Origin of the sequence: Methylibium sp., assembly GCF_035762065.1 — a bacterium.
Taxonomy (GTDB): Bacteria; Pseudomonadota; Gammaproteobacteria; order Burkholderiales; family Burkholderiaceae_C; genus Methylibium.
Window position 1 is genome coordinate 141947 of sequence record NZ_DASTPW010000043.1, and the last position, 17221, is coordinate 159167.

Here is a 17221-nt window from a genome sequence, read left to right on the forward strand (position 1 = left end):
GCAGCGCCATGCTTTTGACACGAAGACCGTCGGGCAGCGGAGGCGCGCAGGCGTCCCCCGGCACGCTCGTCGACACGCTCGCGCGCGGCCTGACCCGCGCGATCCCCACGATGGACCGGCGCAAGTTCCTGCGCCGCTCCGGGCTCGGTGTCGGTGCGGGCATCGCCGCGTCGCAACTGACGCTGGTGCGCAAGGCCGACGCGGCCGACAAGCCGGCCGCAAGCGGCGCCGGCACGAAGATCGAGGTCAAGCGCACCGTCTGCGGCCACTGCTCGGTGGGCTGCGCGGTCGATGCGGTCGTCGAGAACGGCGTGTGGGTGCGGCAGGAGCCGGTGTTCGATTCGCCGATCAACCTCGGCGCGCATTGCGCGAAGGGCGCTGCGCTGCGCGAACACGGCCGCGGCGAGTTCCGGCTCAAGACGCCGATGAAGCTGGTCGGCGGCAAGTACCAGCGGATCAGCTGGGATCAGGCGCTCGATGAAATCAGCGCCCGCATGCTCGAGCTGAAGAAACAGAGCGGGCCCGATTCGATCTTCATCGTCGGCTCGTCGAAGCACAACAACGAACAGAGCTACCTGCTGAGGAAGTGGGTGACGTTCTGGGGGAGTAACAACACCGACCACCAGGCACGAATATGCCACTCCACGACTGTCGCCGGTGTGGCGAATACGTGGGGCTACGGTGCGATGACCAACTCGTACAACGACATGCAGAACTCGAAGGCTGCGATGTACATCGGCTCGAATGCAGCCGAAGCGCATCCGGTCTCGATGATGCACATGCTGCACGCCAAGGAAACGGGCGCGAAGATGATCGTGGTCGATCCACGATTCACCCGCACCGCGGCGAAGGCCGACGAATACGTTCGCATCCGATCGGGATCGGACATTCCCTTCCTGTTCGGCGTGATGTATCACGTGTTCAAGAACGGCTGGGAAGACAAGCAGTTCATCGCCGATCGCGTCTACGGCATGGACAAGGTCCGCGACGAAGTGATGGCGAAGTGGACGCCCGAGAAGGTGCAGGAAGCCTGCGGCGTCGACGAAGCGACCTGCTTCAAGGTCGCGAAGATCATGGCCGAGAACCGCCCGAGCACCGTGGTGTGGTGCCAGGGCCAGACGCAGCACACGATCGGCAACGCGATGGTGCGGGCGTCGTGCCTGCTGCAGCTTGCGCTCGGCAACATCGGCGTGGCCGGCGGCGGCGCGAACATCTTCCGCGGCCACGACAACGTGCAGGGCGCGACCGACATCGGCCCGAATCCCGATTCACTGCCCGGCTATTACGGCGTCGCCGAAGGCGCGTTCAAGCACTACGCGGCGGTGTGGGGCGTCGATTTCGAGTGGATCAAGAAACAGTACGCGCCCGGCATGATGAGCAAGCCGGGCCTGACCGTTTCCCGCTGGATCGACGGCGTGCTCGAGAAGAACGAGCTGATCGACCAGGATTCGAATCTGCGCGGTCTGTTCTATTGGGGCCATGCACCGAACTCGCAGACGCGCGGTCTCGAGATGAAGAAGGCGATGGACAAGCTCGACCTGCTGGTCGTCGTCGATCCCTTCCCGTCGGCGACCGCCGCGATGGCGGCGATGCCGGGCAAGCCGGAGGACCTGAATCCGAATCGCGCGGTCTATCTGCTGCCGGCCTGCACGCAGTTCGAGACGTCGGGCTCGTGCACCGCGTCGAACCGGTCGCTGCAATGGCGCGAGAAGGTCATTGAGCCGCTGTGGGAAAGCCGAAGCGACCACATGATCATGTACCAGCTCGCCGAGAAGCTGGGCTTCGGCAAGGAGCTGGTGAAGAACTACAAGATGCAGAAGGTCAAGGGCCTGGACGAGCCCGTGCCGGAAGACATCCTGCGCGAGATCAACAAGGCCACCTGGACCATCGGCTACACCGGCCAGAGCCCGGAGCGCCTGAAGGCGCACATGCGCAACATGAACGTCTTCGACGTGGTGACGCTGCGCGCGAAGGGCGGCATCGACAAGGAGACGGGCTACAAGCTCGACGGCGACTACTTCGGCCTGCCGTGGCCGTGCTACGGCACGCCGGAACTGAAGCACCCCGGCTCGCCGAACCTGTACGACACCTCCAAGCACGTCATGGACGGCGGCGGCAACTTCCGCGCGAACTTCGGCGTCGAGAAGGACGGCGTCAACCTGCTCGCCGAGGACGGCTCGCATTCGAAGGGTTCCGATCTCACGACCGGCTACCCGGAGTTCGACCATGTCCTGATGAAGAAGCTCGGCTGGTGGGACGAACTCACCGAGGACGAGAAGAAGAAAGCCGAAGGCAAGAACTGGAAGACCGACCTTTCGGGCGGCATCCAGCGCGTCGTGATGAAGAACCACGGCTGTCACCCCTTCGGCAATGCGAAGGCGCGCGCGGTGGTCTGGAACTTCCCCGATCCCATTCCTTTGCACCGCGAGCCGATCTACAGCAACCGGCCGGAGCTCGTCGCGAAGTACCCGACGCACGAAGACAAGAAGGCCTTCTGGCGCATGCCGGTGCTCTACAAGACGCTGCAGGAGAAGAACAAGGACATCGGCCAGAAGTACCCGCTGATCATGACCAGCGGCCGGCTCGTGGAATACGAAGGCGGCGGCGAGGAGACGCGCTCGAATCCCTACCTGGCCGAGTTGCAGCAGGAGATGTTCGTCGAGATCAATCCGGCGGCGGCGAACGATCGCGGCATCCGCAACGGCGAAGACGTCTGGGTCTCGACGCCGAGCGGCGCGCGGTTGAAGGTGAAGGCGCAGGTTACCGAGCGGGTCGATCGCGAGACGGTGTTCCTGCCGTTCCACTTCTCGGGCAAGTGGCAGGGCGTCGATCTCGCGCCCTACTACCCGGAAGGTGCCGGCCCGATCATCCGTGGCGAGGCGACCAACACCGCGACGACCTACGGCTACGACAGCGTGACGATGATGCAGGAAACCAAGACGACGGTCTGCCAGATCGAGCGTGCGGCCTGAAGGAGGACACGACATGGCCCGCATGAAGTTCATTTGCGACGCGGAGCGCTGCATCGAGTGCAACGGCTGCGTCACCGCCTGCAAGGCCGAGCATGAAGTGCCCTGGGGCGTGAATCGCCGGCGCGTCGTCACGCTCAACGACGGCGTGCCGGGCGAGCGCAGCATCTCGGTGGCCTGCATGCATTGCAGCGACGCGCCGTGCATGGCGGTCTGCCCGGTCGACTGCTTCTACCGCACCGACGAAGGCGTGGTGCTGCACGACAAGGACACCTGCATCGGCTGCGGCTACTGCTCCTACGCCTGCCCTTTCGGCGCGCCGCAGTTCCCTACCAACGGCAGCTTCGGCCTGCGCGGCAAGATGGACAAGTGCACCTTCTGCGCCGGCGGCCCGGAAGCGCACGGCTCCGAGGCCGAGTTCCACAAGTACGGCAGCAACCGCCTCGCCGAAGGCAAGCTTCCCGCCTGCGCCGAGATGTGCTCGACCAAGGCGCTGCTCGGCGGCGACGGCGACGTGGTCGCCGACATCTTCCGCACCCGGGTGCTTTCGCGCGGCAAGGGCAGCGAGGTCTGGGGCTGGGGCACCGCCTACGGCAAGCCGACCGCCGGCAACGGCATCAGCGTGCAGCCGAAGGCGACGGGCGCGGCGACCGCGACGGGAGCGACCAAGTCATGAGGCGATCGGGCTGGGTCGTCGTCGCTTTCGCGGCGCTGCTCGGCGGCTGTGCCGAGAAGGCGCAGACCTCGGGCAGCAAGAAGGTCGATCAGCAGTCCCATGCCGGCACCGGCCAAGCGGCCTTCACCGCGCCGGGCTGGAAGCCGGGCGATGAAGCGAGCTGGGAGCAGCAGATCCGCGCGCGCGCCCAGGCGCAGAACGAGTACGTGCGAACGCGCTGAGCCGCTCTGCGCATCACGACGAGGATTCGCGATGAGCTCCAAGCTCCTACGCATGCTGGCCGCGGCGCTGATGCTCGCGGCCCACGCCGCCGTGCCGGCGCAGACGGCCGCTCCGCAGCCGCAGCAGGCCTCCGGCCCGGCGCTGCCGGCCCCGGACGAGAGCAACGCGCAGCGTCAGAAGACCCAGCCGTACAACAACGCGCCGTTCTGGCGCGGCGTGCGCGAGTCGGGCCAGCAGGCCGGCAGCAGCAGCCTGCCCGGCGCCGAGCAGGGCGTGCTGATCCAGTCCTTCGTGCAGTACCCGGGTTCCCGCTTCACCACGGCGGGCGAAGCATGGCGCGAGGTGCGCAACCGCTGGATCCTTCCCTACGGCGGTGCGCTGCTGCTGATCACCGTGCTCGCGATCGCGCTGTTCTACAAGGCGAAAGGCGCGGTCGACACCCACGCGCCGCCGAGCGGCCGCCGGATCGAACGCTTCACCTACTTCGAGCGCGCCGCGCACTGGACCAACGCGATCACCTTCGTCTCGCTGGCGATCTCCGGCGTGGTCATCGCCTTCGGCAAGTTCTTCCTGCTGCCGGTGATCGGCTCCACCTTGTTCGGCGGGCTCACCTACGCGCTGAAGACGCTGCACAACTTCGCGGGGCCGCTGTTCGCGGTGTCGCTCGTCGTCGTGTTCTTCACCTTCCTGCGCGACAACTGGCCGCAAAAGGGCGACATGCACTGGCTGCTCAAGGGCGGCGGGATGCTGGGGCGTGCGCAGCACGTGCCTTCGCACCGCTTCAACGCGGGCGAGAAGTTCGTCTTCTGGGCCGGCGTGTTCGTGCTCGGCTTCTTCGTCGTCAGCTCCGGCCTGACGCTCGACAAGCTGATCCCCGGCCTTGCCTACACCCGTGGCGACATGCAGATCGCCCACATGATCCACGCCGTCTCCGCGGTGCTGATGATGTGTCTGTTCCTCGGCCACATCTACCTGGGCACGATCGGCATGAAGGGCGCGTACCGTGCGATGCGCACCGGCTACGTCGACGAGACCTGGGCCCGCGAACACCACCAGTACTGGGCCGACGACATCGCCGCCGGCAAGATCCCCGCGGTGCGCAGCAAGCCGGCCGAAGGGCTGCCGCCGGCCGCGACGCAGGCGCGAGCCTGAACCCCTCGTTTCGAGGCATGCCGATGACGAACCTGAAGCTTCAAGCGCTCGCCGCCGCGACGTGCGCCGTGTTGATGGCCGCTGCGGCGCAGGCGAAGCTGCCGCCGCTTTCGCCGGAAGCCCAGGCCAAGGCCGACGAAGCCAAGGCCAAGACCGCGTGGTCGGAAAAGGTCGCCGCGTTCAAGCTGTGCCAGTCGATGGAGCGCACGGCCGCGCAGTACTTCAAGACGACCGGCAAGGACCCGAAGACCGCGCAGCCGACGCCCCCGTGCAGCGACCCCGGCGCCTTCGTCTACGCACCGGCCGCCGCGCCGGCGCCGACACCGCCGCTCGAGGCCGCCGGCGCGCATTCGCCACCGCAGCCCGCAGCCACGCCGCCGAACTCGAAGCTGACCGACGCCGAGCAGAAGGGCGGCGCCAAGAAGTAGCCGGCGCGCTCCGGGTTCGAAGGCGGGCGCCGCGGCGGCCTTCATCTTCGGACGCCTGCCGGGGCCGCGTCGTTCTGCGATGCTGCGGCCATGACCTCGACGCCGCTGCCCCGCCTCACCACCGCCCGCGCACCGCTGACGCAGGGGGTGGACGTGCTCGACGAACACGGCCGGCGCGAGCGCATCGCGATCCCCGCCGAACGCGCGCTGACGGTCTTCGTCGACAAGCGCGAGCTGGTCACGCTGATGACGCTCGGCGCCGAGCCCGAACTGCTGGTGCTCGGCTACCTGCTGAACCAGCGGCTGGTCGACGCTGCCGCCGCCATCGAGTCAATCACCATCGACTGGGAGGTCGGCGCCGCTGCGGTGAAGACGCGTTGCGGCATCGAGGACTTCGAGCGCAAGACCGCCAAGCGCGTCGTCACCACCGGATGCGGCCAGGGGACGGTGTTCGGTGCGTTGATGGACGAGCTCGACGCCATCCGGCTGCCGGGCCCCACCGAGGCGCGCATCGACCAGCGCGCGCTCTATGCGCTGCTCGAGGCAATGCGCCAGCAGGAGAGCACCTACAAGTCGGCCGGCTCGGTGCACGGCTGCGCGCTTTTCGCGCTGGCGAGCGGCAGTGCGCGGCTCGATCACTTCGTCGAGGACGTCGGCCGCCACAACGCGATCGACACGCTCGCCGGCTGGATGGCGATGCGCGGCGCGAGCGGCGTGCGCGACGCGACGACGCCCGCCTTCTACACGACCGGCCGGCTCACCAGCGAGATGGTGATCAAGTCGGCGCAGATGGGCGTGCCGGTCGTCGTTTCGCGCTCCGGCATCACGCAGATGGGGCTGCAGCTGGCCGAACGGCTCGGCCTCACGCTGTTCGGCCGGGCGATCAACAAGCGTTTCCTGTGCTACTGCGGCTTCGAGCGCTTTGACGCGGAGCCGGCGCTCGCCCTTCAGCCTGCGCCGGCGGCGCGCGATCCCGCCGCCTGAGCGTGCCCGCGGCGCAGCACGAGCAAGCCGAAGACCGCGGCCGTCAGGTACATGCTGATCGAGTAGCCGGCCGCCGGCAACTGCAGCGGCACGACCTGCCCGCTCGCCGCGAAGTGCGCGATCGCGGCATTGGCGATCAGCGGCAGCGTCACGATCGACAGCAGCGTGTTGATCGCGGTCAGCGAGATGTTCATCGCCACGTTGCCGCCGAACAGATGACCGAAAAGGTTGGCCGACACGCCACCCGGCGATGCGGCAAGCAGCATCAGCCCGATCGCGTAGACCGGCCGCACGCCGAGCAGCGCGATCAGCGCCCAGCAGCCCAGCGGCAGCAGCAGCGTCTGCAGCGCGAGCGCCAGCGCGACGGCCTTCGGGTGGTGACGCAGGCGCGCGAAGTCGGCCGGCTTCAGCGACAAGCCGAGCCCGAACATCACCAGGGCGAGCGCGACGAAGAGCGCCTGCGTGATCACGGCGGTGGACATGCTCGTCTCCTCGCGCCGTGAACACGGCGCGTCATGGGCGGACCGGGTGCTTCGCGCGGCGCGTCGTGCGGCGTGAAGCGCAATCAGGTGCGCGCGGCGCCCAGGTCGCGCAGGTGCGTCGGCCCCGCGCGGCGTTCCACCTCGGCGAGCAGCGGGCGGTTCCAGCCGAGCGCGAACATCACCTCGGCCACCACGAACATCGGGCCGATCATCAGGCCGGTGAGGTCGTCGACGAAGGCCGGCTTGCGGCCTTCGTAGTGGTGGCCGACGAACTGGATCACCCAGCCGGCGACGAAGAGGCCGATGCCGGTGCCGAGCCAGGTCGCGGTGCCGGCCGCCGCGATCGAGCCGGCCGCGACCACCATCGCGACCATGATCGCCGTCGTCGCCACGCCGAGCGGCAGCGCGCCGCGCGTCAGGTACCACAGCGCGCTCGCCGCGAGCACCAGCCATGCCGGCGACAGCGCGAACCCGGCGAGCTCGAAGCCCGGCCGCGACAGCAGGATGCACACCGCGAACACGATCATCGGCACGCCGACCAGATGGGTCGCGATGTTGCGGCGGTCACGGTGGTAGGCCGCGTAGTCGGCGAGCAGCTCGGTGGCGTTGCGCATCGCGTCTCCTGGTGGGCGCGTGGTGGCCTCAAACGAAGACGATGCTAGGCCGCACGGCCGGCGATGACTGTCAAAACCTCGACAGTCGCGGACCTTCGCCGGCAGGCGACTCAGGCCTCGGGCCGCTTGAGGATCTGCAGCCCGCGCTGCACCGCCGCCCGCGCGACGAAGGCCCCGAGCACGCGCCGCACGTTCGGGAAGTCGTCGATGCCGACCAGCTCGCCGGCGCCGTAGAAGCCGACCAGGTTGTTGATCCAAGGGAAGGTGGCGATGTCGGCGATCGAGTAGGCGTCGCCGAGGATCCACGCGCGGCCGTCGAGCTGTTTGTCGAGCACGCCGAGCAGCCGCTTCGATTCGGCGACGTAGCGGTCGCGCGGGCGCTTGTCCTCGTAATCCTTGCCGGCGAACTTATGGAAGAAGCCGAGCTGGCCGAACATCGGCCCGATGCCGCCCATCTGGAACATCACCCACTGCAGCGCCCGGTAGCGCCCGGCCGGGTCGGCGGGCAGCAGCTGGCCGGTCTTTTCCGCCAGGTAGACCAGGATGGCGCCCGACTCGAACAGCGCCAGCGGCTGCCCGCCCGGCCCGTCCGGATCGAGGATCGCCGGGATCTTGTTGTTCGGGTTCAGCGAAAGGAATTCGGGCGAGGTCTGGTCGTTCGCGTCGAAGCGCACCAGGTGCGGCTCGTACGGCAGGCCGGTCTCTTCCAGAAAGATCGACACCTTCACGCCGTTGGGCGTGTTGAGCGAATAGAGCTGCAGACGCTCGGGGTGCTTCGCGGGCCACTTGCGGGTGATGGGGAAGGCGCTGAGGTCGGCCATGCACGACTCCGAAGGCGGTGATGACGGCGCATTCTTGAAGCTCGCCGATGGCCCGGCGCGACGAGGGCCTTCGAGCGCCGCCGCGGGTCACGCCTGCCCACGCCCTCGGCGGCACACTCGGCGCATGACGCTCGGCCTGCATGCCGCCCTCGCCAGCGACGCCTGGTTCGCCGGCTGCGATCCCGCGCTGCGCGACGAGCTGCTGCGCCTGGCGCAGCCGCGCTCCCTGGCGCCCGGCGGCTCGCTGTTCCGCAAGGGCGAGGACGCCGAAGGCCTGTGCTGCGTGACGGCCGGCGCGTTGCGCATCGGCAGCCTGCAGGCCGACGGCAGCGAACAGCTGCTCGGCTACCTCGAGCCCTACCAGTGGTTCGGCGAGATCTCCCTGATCGACGGCGAGCCGCGCACGCACACGGCCACGGCCGACGGGCCGACGACGGTGCTGCTCGCGCCGCAGCCGGCGCTGCTCGCGTGGCTCGACCGCCACCCGGCCTGCTGGCGCGATGTGGCGCGCCTCGCCTGCGCGAAGCTGCGACTGAGCTTCGGTGTGCTCGAGGACATCGCGGTGCTGCCGCTCGAGCAGCGGCTGGCGAAGCGGCTCTGGCTCGTCGCCACCGGCTACGGCGCACGCGGCGAAGCGCCGGTGCGCCGGCTCGTGCGGCTGCCGCAGGAGCAGCTCGCGCTGATGCTGGGCGTGAGCCGCCAGAGCGCCAACAAGGCCTTGCGGGCGCTGGAGAAGGCCGGCGTGATCGCGCTGCACTACGGCGCGATCGAGCTGCTGCAGCCCGAGGCCTTGCACAGCGCCGGCGGGCTGCCGGCGCAGGGTGCCACGGCACAATCGCGCCCTTGTGGAGAGGGCGTGCGATGAGCATCAAGAGCGACAAGTGGATCCGCCGCATGGCCGAGCAGCACGGGATGATCGAGCCGTTCGAGCCGGGCCAGGTGCGCCATGCTTCCGACGGCCACAAGATCGTGAGCTACGGCACCAGCAGCTACGGCTACGACATCCGCTGCGCGCCCGAATTCAAGGTCTTCACCAACATCTATTCGACGGTGGTGGACCCGAAGGCCTTCGACGAGAGGAGCTTCGTCGACATCGAGGCCGACGTCTGCATCATCCCGCCCAACAGCTTCGCGCTGGCACGCACCGTCGAGTACTTCCGCATCCCGCGCAACGTGCTGACGATCTGCCTGGGCAAGAGCACCTACGCCCGCTGCGGGATCATCGTGAACGTCACGCCCTTCGAGCCCGAGTGGGAAGGCTTCGTGACGCTCGAATTCAGCAACACGACGCCGCTGCCCGCGAAGATCTACGCGGGCGAAGGCTGCGCGCAGGTACTGTTCTTCGAAAGCGACGAGGTCTGCGAGACGAGCTACAAAGACCGCGGCGGCAAATACCAAGGGCAACGGGGGGTCACGTTGCCCAAAACCTGATTGCCGGCGGGGCGTGACGCGGCCCGAGGCCCGAGCGGCTTGTAGGAAGCCGGCTGACGTGCCGCGTCGGCCGGCGCCCGGCAAGCGTGCAACTGCGCCGTCTTGCCCGGGCTGATCGAGTCCTTGCCGCGCGGGTGCACGCCCACACTGGCTCCATCGAAGTGCCACCGACCCTCGGTGCGCCGATCGATGGAGCCACCGATGAGCCGACGCCCGCCTGCCACCCACGACGACGACCGCGCGACGATGCCGGCCGAACTGCTGACCGAGTTCTGCGACGCGGCCTTCCGCGACGACGAGATGCTCGGCGTCGACCCGCTCGACGCGGTGATGCCCGCGCCGACCCTGCCGCGCGCCGACCTCTGGTCGATCGGCCGCTTCAAGGAGCTGATGGCCGCCGAAGGCTGGGCGGTCCAGACCGCGCGGATGATCTTCGACCGCCTGTACGCGCACGAGCGCATCGCGCTCGGCCACACCAGCGCGAGCCCCGAACTGCGCGCGATCGCGCTCGAACTCTTCCGCAGCCTGCACGCGCGCGACGGCCTCGAACACTGACGGGCGCGCCGCAGACGGCGCCTCGATCTCCGCGCGTACCATCGTCCGGCACCGTCGTGCCGGGGAGACGCGCATGAAGTGGGAAGGCGAAGAGGGCAGCGCCAACGTCGAGGACCGGCGCGGTCAGGGTGGCCGCGGCTTCGGCGGCCTGCCGATCGGGGGACGCGGCATCGGGCTCGGCATGGTGGCGATCGCGCTGGTCGCGAGCCTCGTCTTCGGCGTCAATCCGCTGACGGTGCTGAGCCTGCTCGGCGGCGGCGGTGGACCGGGCGTGCAGGTTTCGCAAGAGCCGGCGCAGGCACCGCCGGCGAACGATCCCCAGGCGCAATTCGTCTCGGTCGTGCTGCGCAGCACCGAGCAGGTCTGGGAGCAGGTGTTCCGCCAGGGCCAGGCGCAGTACCAGCCGCCGCGACTGGTGCTGTTCCGCGGCGCGACACCCACCGCCTGCGGCACCGGGCAGTCGGCGATGGGGCCGTTCTACTGCCCCGGCGACCAGCAGGTCTACATCGACCTCGACTTCTTCGACACGCTCAAGCAGCGCCTCGGCGCGCCCGGGGATTTCGCCCAGGCCTATGTCATCGCGCACGAGGTCGGCCACCACGTGCAGAACCTGCTGGGCATCAGCGAGAAAGTCGAGGCCGCGCGCCGCAGCGGCAACGAACGCCAGGCCAACGCGATGAGCGTGCGGCTTGAACTGCAGGCCGATTGCTTCGCCGGCGTGTGGGGCAACCGGTCGCAGCAGGCCAAGCAGTGGCTCGATCAGGGCGACGTCGAAGAGGCGCTGAACGCGGCCGCCAAGATCGGCGACGACACGCTGCAGAAGCGCAGCCGCGGCGTGGTCGTGCCGGAAAGCTTCACCCACGGCAGCAGCGCGCAGCGCATGCAGTGGTTCAAGCGCGGCTTCCAGTCGGGGCAGGTGGCCGACTGCAACACCTTCGAGGGCGCCGGCTGAGCCGCTGCGCGACGGGAAGCGCGGTCACGGCGCCGCGTCGAACAGGCTCGGCGTGTACGGCGCGGGCGGCTCGGCCACCTTCGGCGGCAGCACATCGGCGCGGCGCAGCGACGCGACGCGCACGCCGAGCAGGCGCAGCCGCCGTTCGAGCGGCGCGCGCTTCAGGCAGGCGCCGGCGGCACGGCGGATCGTCGCCGCGTCGTCGGTTGGCTCGGCGAGCGTCGTGTCGCGCGTGACGATGCGGAAGTCGTCGAAGCGCAGCTTGATGCCGATCGACCTGCCCACGTAGCCCTTGCGCCGCAGGTCGCCCGCGACCTGCTCGCACAGCTTGGTGAAGATCGCGCCCAGCTCCACGCGGTCGCCGCGCGGATGCAGGTCGCGATCGAAGGTGGTTTCGCGGCTCATGCCGACCGGATCGCTGCGCGTGCTGACCGCGCGCTCGTCGCGGCCGTGCGCCGCCTCGTGCAGCCATGCGCCCTGGCGGCGGCCGAAGTGAGCGAGCAGGAAGGCCGGGTCGGCCGCGGCAAGCTCGCCGATCGTGCGGATGCCCAGCGCCGCGAGCTTCGCCGCGCACTTCGGCCCGATGCCGTTGATGCGCCGCGCCGGCATCGGCCAGATGCGCGTGGGCAGGTCGTCGAAGCCGAGCAGCGTCAGGCCGTCCGGCTTGTCGAGCTCCGAGGCGAGCTTGCTGAGCAGCTTGTTCGGCGTGACGCCGATCGAGCAGGTGAGGCCCGTTCGCTCGAACACGCGCGCCTTGATGTGGCGGGCAATCGCCTCGGCGCGGCGCCACTCGCCGCCGCTGGCCGCCGTGAGGTCGATGTAGATCTCGTCGATGCCGCGGTCCTCGATCACCGGCGGCTCGGTGCCGACCACCTCCGCGACCGCCGCCTTGAACAGCCGCGAGTGATGGCGGTAGGCCTCGAAGTCGGTCGGCAGCAGCAGCGCGTCGGGCGCCAGCGCCGCCGCCTTCATCAGTCCCATGCCGGAGCTCAGGCCGAAAGCGCGGGCGGGGTAGGTCGCGGTCATCACGACGCCGCGGCCCGCGTACTGGCGCAGCGTCGAGTAGCTGCGGCTGCCGTCGGCGTTCGTCGTCGGCTGGTGGCGCCGCCCGCCGCCGATCACCACCGGCTGGCCGGCCAGCTCCGGGTAGCGCAGCAGTTCGACCGATGCGTAGAACGCATCCATGTCGAGGTGGGCGATGAGCCGGGACATGGCCGGCTCGGCGCAGCGCGTGACGCGCGCGAATCAGCCGCGGAAGCTGCGCGACAGCTCGTAGAGCTTGCCGCTACGCGCGCCGCTGCGGCAGAACGCGAGCACCGGCTTGGGCAGGCGCTCCAGCAGATCGGCCATCGCCTTGGCCTGCTCGGGCGTCTGGAAGCCGCCGGCGACCGGCAGGAAGGCGTACTCGAGGCCGGCGGCGCGCGCCGCGGCCTCGATCGAGGCGTTCGTCGGCTGCTCGGCACCGCCTTCGAAGTCGGGCCGGTTGTTGATCACGCTGCGAAAGCCGGCGGCTGCGGCTGCGGCCATCGCCTCGGGGCGCAGCTGCGGCGCGGTCGCGATCTCGGCGTTCAGGCGGGTGGCGGGCAGATCCATGGCGGGCCTCGTCGAGGAAAAAAGCGCCGCGAGCTTACTTCGCGAGCACCTGCTTCACCGCGACCGAAACCAGTGCCATGTCGGCTTTGCCGGCGAGCCGGGCCTTGACGGCGCCCATTACCCTGCCCATGTCGCCGGGGCCGACTTCCCGCTTCAATTCCACGCCCAGCTCGGCCACGATCGCCGCGACCTCGGCCGCGATCTCCGCTTCGCCGAGCCGCTGCGGCAGGTAGGCCTCGAGCACCTTCAACTCGGCGGTCTCCTTCGCGACCAGGTCGTCGCGCTTGGCCGCGGCGAACTGCGTGATCGAGTCCTTGCGCTGCTTGATCAGCTTGTCCACCAGCGCGACGGCCTGCGCGTCGTCCACCTCGATGCGCTCGTCGACTTCCTTCTGCTTGATCGCCGCCAGCAGCAGCCGGATCGTGCCCAGGCGCTCGGCGTCCTTGGCGCGCATGGCGTCCTTCATGTCGTCGGTGATGCGTTGCTTGAGGCTCATGGCGTGGGTCCAGAAACGACACAGCCCGCGCGGGGCGGGCTGTGCCGATGAAGCGGGGCGAAAAACCGAAAACGAACTCGAGGGTCAGTACAGCTTCTTCGGAAGCTGCATGCTGCGAACGCGCTTGAAGTGGCGCTTCACAGCGGCCGCCTTCTTGCGCTTGCGCTCGGCGGTGGGCTTTTCGTAGAACTCGCGGGCACGCAGGTCCGTCAGCAGGCCGATCTTCTCGATCGTGCGCTTGAAGCGGCGCAGCGCGACGTCGAAAGGCTCGTTCTCTTTGACGCGGATGGTGGTCATGTCGCGGGGGTTCCTCGGTTTTTCGCGAAGGGCGGAGTATAGCCACCGGCTCCCGCGAGGCACAGCGGGCGCGGTGCGGCCGGCATCACGTCCGGGCGGGACGAGTCACCCCGGCGACAGGCCTGTCGCGCAGGCGTGGGCGCTGGCCCAGGCCCACTGGAAGTTGTAGCCGCCGAGCCAGCCGCACACGTCGAGCACCTCGCCGATGAAATGCAGGCCGGGCACGCGCCGGCTCTGGAAATCCTGCGAGCCGAGCTCGCGCGTGTCGACGCCGCCCGCGGTGACTTCGGCCTTGCGCCAGCCTTCGGAGCCGCTCGGTCGCACCGTCCATCGATGCAGGCCGGCGGCCAGCGCGTCCAGCTCGCGGTCCTTCAGCTCGGCCACCGGCCGCGTGCCGAGCTCGTTGGCGGCGCACCACGCCTCGGCCAGCCGTGCGGGCAGGTGCTGGGCCAATTCGTTGACGAGCCGCCGCTTCGAGACCTGCTTCGCTTCGCGCAGGCAGGCGCGCAGATCGCCGCCCGGCATGAGGTCGATCTCGACCGGTTCGCCGGGCCGCCAGTAGCTCGAGATCTGCAGCATCGCCGGGCCGCTCAGGCCGCGATGGGTGAACAGCAGGTCCTCGTCGAAGCGCACCGCCGAGCGCGCCGCACCGGCCGCGACCCGCGCCGGCAGCGCGACGCCCGCCAGCGGCACGAAGCCGGCCCAGGCGGCAGGCTCGAAAGTCAGCGGCACCAGCGCCGGCCGCGGCTCGACCACGCGGTGCCCGAACTGCCGGGCGAGCCGGTGGCCGAAATCGCTGGCGCCGATCTTGGGGATCGAGAGCCCCCCGGTCGCGACGACCAGCCTCGCTGCGCCCACCGCGCCGCGGTCGGTGTCGAGCTCGAAGCCGCCGCCCGTCGCCTGGCGCACCGCCGCGACGCGGCACGGCTGCCATCGCTGCACCCCGCCCGCCTCGCATTCGCGAACGAGCATCGCGATCACGTCCTCGGCGCTTTCGTCGCAGAACAGCTGGCCCTTGTGCTTCTCGTGCCAGGCGATGCGGTGCCGTCGCATCAGCGCGATGAAGTCGTGCGGCGTGTAGCGCGCCAGCGCCGAGCGGCAGAAGTCGGGGTTGTCGGACAGGAAGTTCGCCGGCCCGACCTCGCGGTTCGTGAAATTGCAGCGGCCGCCGCCGGAGATGCGGATCTTCTCGGCCAGCTTCTCGGCGTGGTCGATCAGCAGCACGCGCAAGCCGCGCTGGCCCGCGACGCCGGCGCAAAAGAGTCCGGCGGCACCGGCCCCGAGGACGATCGCGTCGAAGCGCTGCACGCGCTTCAGGCCGGATCGGCCGGCGGCGGCCCGTCCTTCCAGGTGAAGGGAAACAGCAGCTGCTTGAAGAAGCCGTTGGGCACGTAGTCGCCGAGCACGCCGTACCGCTCGGGCCATTGGCGGTCGGACTGCACCGCGGTGCCGAACAGGTGGTCGATGAAGGCGAAGTGCGCCGCGTAGTTGCGGTCCAGCGCCTCCTGGTCCTGCGAGTGGTGCCAGTGGTGGAAGTTGGGCGTCACGATCAGGTAGCGCAGCGGCCCGAGCCGCACGCTGACGTTCGCGTGGTTGAACACCGCCTGGAAGCCGACGATCACGATGTAGGCGTCGATCACCTCCTTGCTGAAGCCCAGCACGTAAATCGGTGCGAGCACCAGCGTGCGCGTGATGATCAGCTCGACGATGTGCTGGCGCGATCCCGCCATCCAGTCCATGTGCTTCGCGCTGTGATGCACCGCGTGCAGGCGCCACAGCAGCGGCACCTCGTGGTAGGCCCGGTGCGTCGCGTACTGCACCAGGTCGGCGACCAGCACGATCAGGAACAGCGCCACCCAGAAGTTCAGCCCTTGCACCCAGCCGCGGATGCCGTCGTTCGCGGCCCAGCCGAACAACTTGTGCACCAGCAGGTTCACCGCCAGGAGCACGAAGCCCACCAGCATGTGGTTGACGATGAAGTGATGGAAGTCGCACTGCCATTCGGGGCGGAACACCGGCTGGTCGCGGCGCAGCGCGAACAGCTTCTCGATGAAGACGAAGACCAGCGCCGAGCCGAGCAGGTCGAGGATGAACCAGTCCAGGCCGATGTAGGGCGTGCCTTCGGGGAAGTTCGGATCGACGTCCACCGCGTGCCCGCCGAGCAGCAGCGCCAGCCCGATCAGCGCGAAGGTCGCCGCAGACAACCAGCGCAGCCGCGTGAACAGCAGGTTGAACAGCGCGATGCCCCCCGCGACGACGAGCGACCAGTACAGCAGCTGCCGCATCACCGCGACGTCGTAGCTCTTGCGCAGTTGCGGCGTCGTCAGGTACTCGGGGAAGTGGAAGGCGAGCACGCCCAGGAAGCAGAGGATCGAGAGCGTGAACGCGACGACGCCCGAGGCGAGCCCGCGGCCCGGCTTCAGTTCGCCGTGCGACGCGCTCAGGCGGCTCAGCGGTTCGAGGATCGGCAGCGGCATGGTGGCGTGCGTGCGAGTCGGGGGTGCGCGATTCTCCGCGGCACCGATCGCGCCGCCAACGCCGGCTTCGCCGGCGCCTCAGGCCAGCTTGCCCCGCGGCCGCCGCGCGGCCTCGACCACCGCATGCATGCGCTTCAACACCTCCACCTGCTCCGCGATCGGCGCCGGCACCGGCTTTTCGCCGCTGACCATCGCCTGGATCGCCAGCGCGGTGGTCGGGGCGTCGAAGGTGCGCGGCAGCAGCGGCAGCTCGGTCAGCACGCCCTCGGCGGGTGCGCGGCCGAGCTCCGGCCGCAGCACGCCATCGACGTAGGCGTCCAGCCTCGGAAGCCGGCGCGCATCGGCCACCGGCTCGCCCTCGGTGCCGCGCATCAGCAGCGCGTTCGCCTTGGTGTGCGCGAGGAAGTGCGCGTGCGAAGCCGCGTACTCGGGGTGCGTGTAGTTGACGACGCGCAGCGCATGCCGCCCACCTTCCGACGACCGGGGCACAAGCAGCTTCGCCACCGTGTGCGCCGGGTTGCGCAGGCCCAGCTCCCACCGCAGCGCGAGCAGCGGGGCCAGCGCCGGGCACATCGCTTCGGTCGGCACGAACACCGGCTCGTGGCGCGCCCAGGCGTCGTGCACGCCGTCGGCCTCGCGCGTGACCGGCAGGCCCAGCACGCTGAAGAGCTCGTGCGTCGTCACCCGGGTCGGGTCGCTGGTCGGCCCGTGCACCAGCACCGGCAGGCCCTGCTGCGCAAGCAGCAGCGCCAGCAGCGCGCTCAGGTTCGGCAGCTTGCGCGCGCCGTTGTACGAAGGCAGCAGGATCGGCGTGATGCGCGGGTCGAGCGCGAGGCTGCGCTCGATCGCCACCGCGGTGAAGCCGGCCAGCTCCTCGAGGCTCTCGCCCTTGATCCGCATGCCGATCGCGAAGGCTCCGAGCTCGGCCTGCGTGAGCTTGCCGTCGAGCGCCTGTTCGAAGAGATCGCGCGCCTGCGCCTCGTCGAGGTTGCGCGCGCCTTCCTTGCCGCGGCCGATTTCCTTCAAGTACTTGGCGATGCCCATGCCGCAGTCTGCGCAAGAGGCGGGCCAG

General features: G+C 69.4%; 20 protein-coding genes. 10 read left to right on the plus strand and 10 right to left on the minus strand.

Annotated elements, in window-relative coordinates; all coding sequences use genetic code 11:
- The first annotated feature begins 8 nt into the window (after nt 1–8).
- The 6 genes from VFR90_RS12105 to VFR90_RS12130 all read left to right on the plus strand — a co-directional run bounded on the left by VFR90_RS12105 (nt 9) and on the right by VFR90_RS12130 (nt 6431).
- Nucleotides 9–2972 carry a formate dehydrogenase subunit alpha gene (locus VFR90_RS12105; protein WP_326406391.1) on the plus strand — a complete coding sequence of 988 codons (2964 nt, stop codon included), beginning with the start codon at nt 9–11 and terminating at the stop codon, nt 2970–2972.
- Nucleotides 2973–2985: 13 nt separating this feature from the next.
- The gene (fdh3B, locus tag VFR90_RS12110) at nt 2986–3645 is read left to right on the plus strand and encodes a formate dehydrogenase FDH3 subunit beta (RefSeq protein ID WP_326406392.1); all 660 of its coding nucleotides are present in this window, start codon (nt 2986–2988) and stop codon (nt 3643–3645) included.
- Nucleotides 3642–3866: a hypothetical protein gene (locus VFR90_RS12115; protein ID WP_326406393.1), complete on the plus strand. Its 225-nt coding sequence runs from the start codon at nt 3642–3644 to the stop codon at nt 3864–3866. The genes fdh3B and VFR90_RS12115 overlap by 4 nt, the downstream gene beginning before the upstream one ends.
- 31 nt (nt 3867–3897) lie before the next feature.
- The gene (locus VFR90_RS12120; protein WP_326406394.1) at nt 3898–5019 is read left to right on the plus strand and encodes a formate dehydrogenase subunit gamma; all 1122 of its coding nucleotides are present in this window, start codon (nt 3898–3900) and stop codon (nt 5017–5019) included.
- A gap of 23 nt (nt 5020–5042) precedes the next feature.
- The gene (locus VFR90_RS12125; protein WP_326406395.1) at nt 5043–5447 is read left to right on the plus strand and encodes a hypothetical protein; all 405 of its coding nucleotides are present in this window, start codon (nt 5043–5045) and stop codon (nt 5445–5447) included.
- Nucleotides 5448–5537: 90 nt separating this feature from the next.
- Nucleotides 5538–6431 (plus strand): formate dehydrogenase accessory sulfurtransferase FdhD, encoded by an 894-nt coding sequence (locus VFR90_RS12130; RefSeq protein WP_326406396.1) that lies wholly within the window; start codon nt 5538–5540, stop codon nt 6429–6431.
- On the opposite strand, the gene VFR90_RS12135 is transcribed toward VFR90_RS12130, so the two are convergent.
- From VFR90_RS12135 to VFR90_RS12145, 3 genes are all read right to left on the minus strand, one after another.
- Entirely contained in the window at nt 6395–6913 is a 519-nt protein-coding gene (locus VFR90_RS12135; protein WP_326406397.1) for a bile acid:sodium symporter family protein, read from the minus strand. The genes VFR90_RS12130 and VFR90_RS12135 overlap by 37 nt on opposite strands.
- A gap of 83 nt (nt 6914–6996) precedes the next feature.
- Nucleotides 6997–7527, minus strand: coding sequence for an Mpo1 family 2-hydroxy fatty acid dioxygenase (locus VFR90_RS12140; RefSeq protein WP_326406398.1), 531 nt, complete (start codon nt 7525–7527; stop codon nt 6997–6999).
- A 110-nt stretch (nt 7528–7637) separates the two neighbouring features.
- Entirely contained in the window at nt 7638–8348 is a 711-nt protein-coding gene (locus VFR90_RS12145; RefSeq protein WP_326406399.1) for a glutathione S-transferase N-terminal domain-containing protein, read from the minus strand.
- 124 nt (nt 8349–8472) lie between these two features.
- Between VFR90_RS12145 and VFR90_RS12150 the strand changes: the two genes are divergently transcribed.
- The 4 genes from VFR90_RS12150 (at nt 8473) to ypfJ (ending at nt 11286) form a co-directional block, all read left to right on the plus strand.
- On the plus strand, nt 8473–9213 hold the full coding sequence (locus tag VFR90_RS12150) for a Crp/Fnr family transcriptional regulator (protein WP_326406400.1): 741 nt from the start codon (nt 8473–8475) through the stop codon (nt 9211–9213).
- Nucleotides 9210–9779 carry a dCTP deaminase gene (dcd, locus tag VFR90_RS12155; protein WP_326406401.1) on the plus strand — a complete coding sequence of 190 codons (570 nt, stop codon included), beginning with the start codon at nt 9210–9212 and terminating at the stop codon, nt 9777–9779. The genes VFR90_RS12150 and dcd overlap by 4 nt, the downstream gene beginning before the upstream one ends.
- Before the next feature lie 201 nt (nt 9780–9980).
- Complete coding sequence (locus tag VFR90_RS12160; RefSeq protein ID WP_326406402.1) at nt 9981–10334, plus strand: hypothetical protein; 354 nt, start codon at nt 9981–9983, stop codon at nt 10332–10334.
- A gap of 73 nt (nt 10335–10407) precedes the next feature.
- Nucleotides 10408–11286, plus strand: coding sequence for a KPN_02809 family neutral zinc metallopeptidase (gene ypfJ, locus VFR90_RS12165; protein ID WP_326406403.1), 879 nt, complete (start codon nt 10408–10410; stop codon nt 11284–11286).
- A 24-nt stretch (nt 11287–11310) separates the two neighbouring features.
- Here the strand turns inward: ypfJ and dinB are convergent, their stop codons facing one another.
- From dinB to ybiB, 7 genes are all read right to left on the minus strand, one after another.
- The gene (dinB, locus tag VFR90_RS12170) at nt 11311–12498 is read right to left on the minus strand and encodes a DNA polymerase IV (RefSeq protein ID WP_326406404.1); all 1188 of its coding nucleotides are present in this window, start codon (nt 12496–12498) and stop codon (nt 11311–11313) included.
- Between the two features lie 33 nt (nt 12499–12531).
- A complete protein-coding gene (locus tag VFR90_RS12175) occupies nt 12532–12879 on the minus strand; it encodes a protein tyrosine phosphatase family protein (protein WP_326406405.1) in 348 nt (115 codons plus the stop codon).
- Nucleotides 12880–12913: 34 nt separating this feature from the next.
- Entirely contained in the window at nt 12914–13375 is a 462-nt protein-coding gene (locus tag VFR90_RS12180) for a GatB/YqeY domain-containing protein (protein WP_326406406.1), read from the minus strand.
- An 84-nt stretch (nt 13376–13459) separates the two neighbouring features.
- A complete protein-coding gene (gene rpsU, locus VFR90_RS12185; protein WP_295637821.1) occupies nt 13460–13672 on the minus strand; it encodes a 30S ribosomal protein S21 in 213 nt (70 codons plus the stop codon).
- A gap of 105 nt (nt 13673–13777) precedes the next feature.
- Nucleotides 13778–14980 carry a BaiN/RdsA family NAD(P)/FAD-dependent oxidoreductase gene (locus VFR90_RS12190; protein ID WP_326406407.1) on the minus strand — a complete coding sequence of 401 codons (1203 nt, stop codon included), beginning with the start codon at nt 14978–14980 and terminating at the stop codon, nt 13778–13780.
- A 5-nt stretch (nt 14981–14985) separates the two neighbouring features.
- On the minus strand, nt 14986–16149 hold the full coding sequence (locus tag VFR90_RS12195) for a sterol desaturase family protein (RefSeq protein ID WP_326406408.1): 1164 nt from the start codon (nt 16147–16149) through the stop codon (nt 14986–14988).
- 78 nt (nt 16150–16227) lie between these two features.
- Nucleotides 16228–17193 (minus strand): DNA-binding protein YbiB, encoded by a 966-nt coding sequence (gene ybiB, locus VFR90_RS12200; RefSeq protein WP_326406409.1) that lies wholly within the window; start codon nt 17191–17193, stop codon nt 16228–16230.
- Nucleotides 17194–17221: the final 28 nt, after the last annotated feature.

Excerpts from the sequence above, each read along its gene's own strand:
- VFR90_RS12160 (WP_326406402.1), top strand. The coding sequence starts at position 9,981 with ATGAGCCGACGCCCGCCTGCCACCCACGACGACGACCGCGCGACGATG.
- VFR90_RS12195 (WP_326406408.1), bottom strand. The coding sequence starts at position 16,149 with ATGCCGCTGCCGATCCTCGAACCGCTGAGCCGCCTGAGCGCGTCGCAC.
- dinB (WP_326406404.1), bottom strand. The coding sequence starts at position 12,498 with ATGTCCCGGCTCATCGCCCACCTCGACATGGATGCGTTCTACGCATCG.
- VFR90_RS12120 (WP_326406394.1), top strand. The coding sequence starts at position 3,898 with ATGAGCTCCAAGCTCCTACGCATGCTGGCCGCGGCGCTGATGCTCGCG.
- VFR90_RS12140 (WP_326406398.1), bottom strand. The coding sequence starts at position 7,527 with ATGCGCAACGCCACCGAGCTGCTCGCCGACTACGCGGCCTACCACCGT.
- ybiB (WP_326406409.1), bottom strand. The coding sequence starts at position 17,193 with ATGGGCATCGCCAAGTACTTGAAGGAAATCGGCCGCGGCAAGGAAGGC.
- VFR90_RS12180 (WP_326406406.1), bottom strand. The coding sequence starts at position 13,375 with ATGAGCCTCAAGCAACGCATCACCGACGACATGAAGGACGCCATGCGC.
- VFR90_RS12125 (WP_326406395.1), top strand. The coding sequence starts at position 5,043 with ATGACGAACCTGAAGCTTCAAGCGCTCGCCGCCGCGACGTGCGCCGTG.
- VFR90_RS12135 (WP_326406397.1), bottom strand. The coding sequence starts at position 6,913 with ATGTCCACCGCCGTGATCACGCAGGCGCTCTTCGTCGCGCTCGCCCTG.
- VFR90_RS12150 (WP_326406400.1), top strand. The coding sequence starts at position 8,473 with ATGACGCTCGGCCTGCATGCCGCCCTCGCCAGCGACGCCTGGTTCGCC.
- VFR90_RS12130 (WP_326406396.1), top strand. The coding sequence starts at position 5,538 with ATGACCTCGACGCCGCTGCCCCGCCTCACCACCGCCCGCGCACCGCTG.
- ypfJ (WP_326406403.1), top strand. The coding sequence starts at position 10,408 with ATGAAGTGGGAAGGCGAAGAGGGCAGCGCCAACGTCGAGGACCGGCGC.
- VFR90_RS12115 (WP_326406393.1), top strand. The coding sequence starts at position 3,642 with ATGAGGCGATCGGGCTGGGTCGTCGTCGCTTTCGCGGCGCTGCTCGGC.
- fdh3B (WP_326406392.1), top strand. The coding sequence starts at position 2,986 with ATGGCCCGCATGAAGTTCATTTGCGACGCGGAGCGCTGCATCGAGTGC.
- VFR90_RS12105 (WP_326406391.1), top strand. The coding sequence starts at position 9 with ATGCTTTTGACACGAAGACCGTCGGGCAGCGGAGGCGCGCAGGCGTCC.
- rpsU (WP_295637821.1), bottom strand. The coding sequence starts at position 13,672 with ATGACCACCATCCGCGTCAAAGAGAACGAGCCTTTCGACGTCGCGCTG.
- VFR90_RS12175 (WP_326406405.1), bottom strand. The coding sequence starts at position 12,879 with ATGGATCTGCCCGCCACCCGCCTGAACGCCGAGATCGCGACCGCGCCG.
- VFR90_RS12145 (WP_326406399.1), bottom strand. The coding sequence starts at position 8,348 with ATGGCCGACCTCAGCGCCTTCCCCATCACCCGCAAGTGGCCCGCGAAG.
- dcd (WP_326406401.1), top strand. The coding sequence starts at position 9,210 with ATGAGCATCAAGAGCGACAAGTGGATCCGCCGCATGGCCGAGCAGCAC.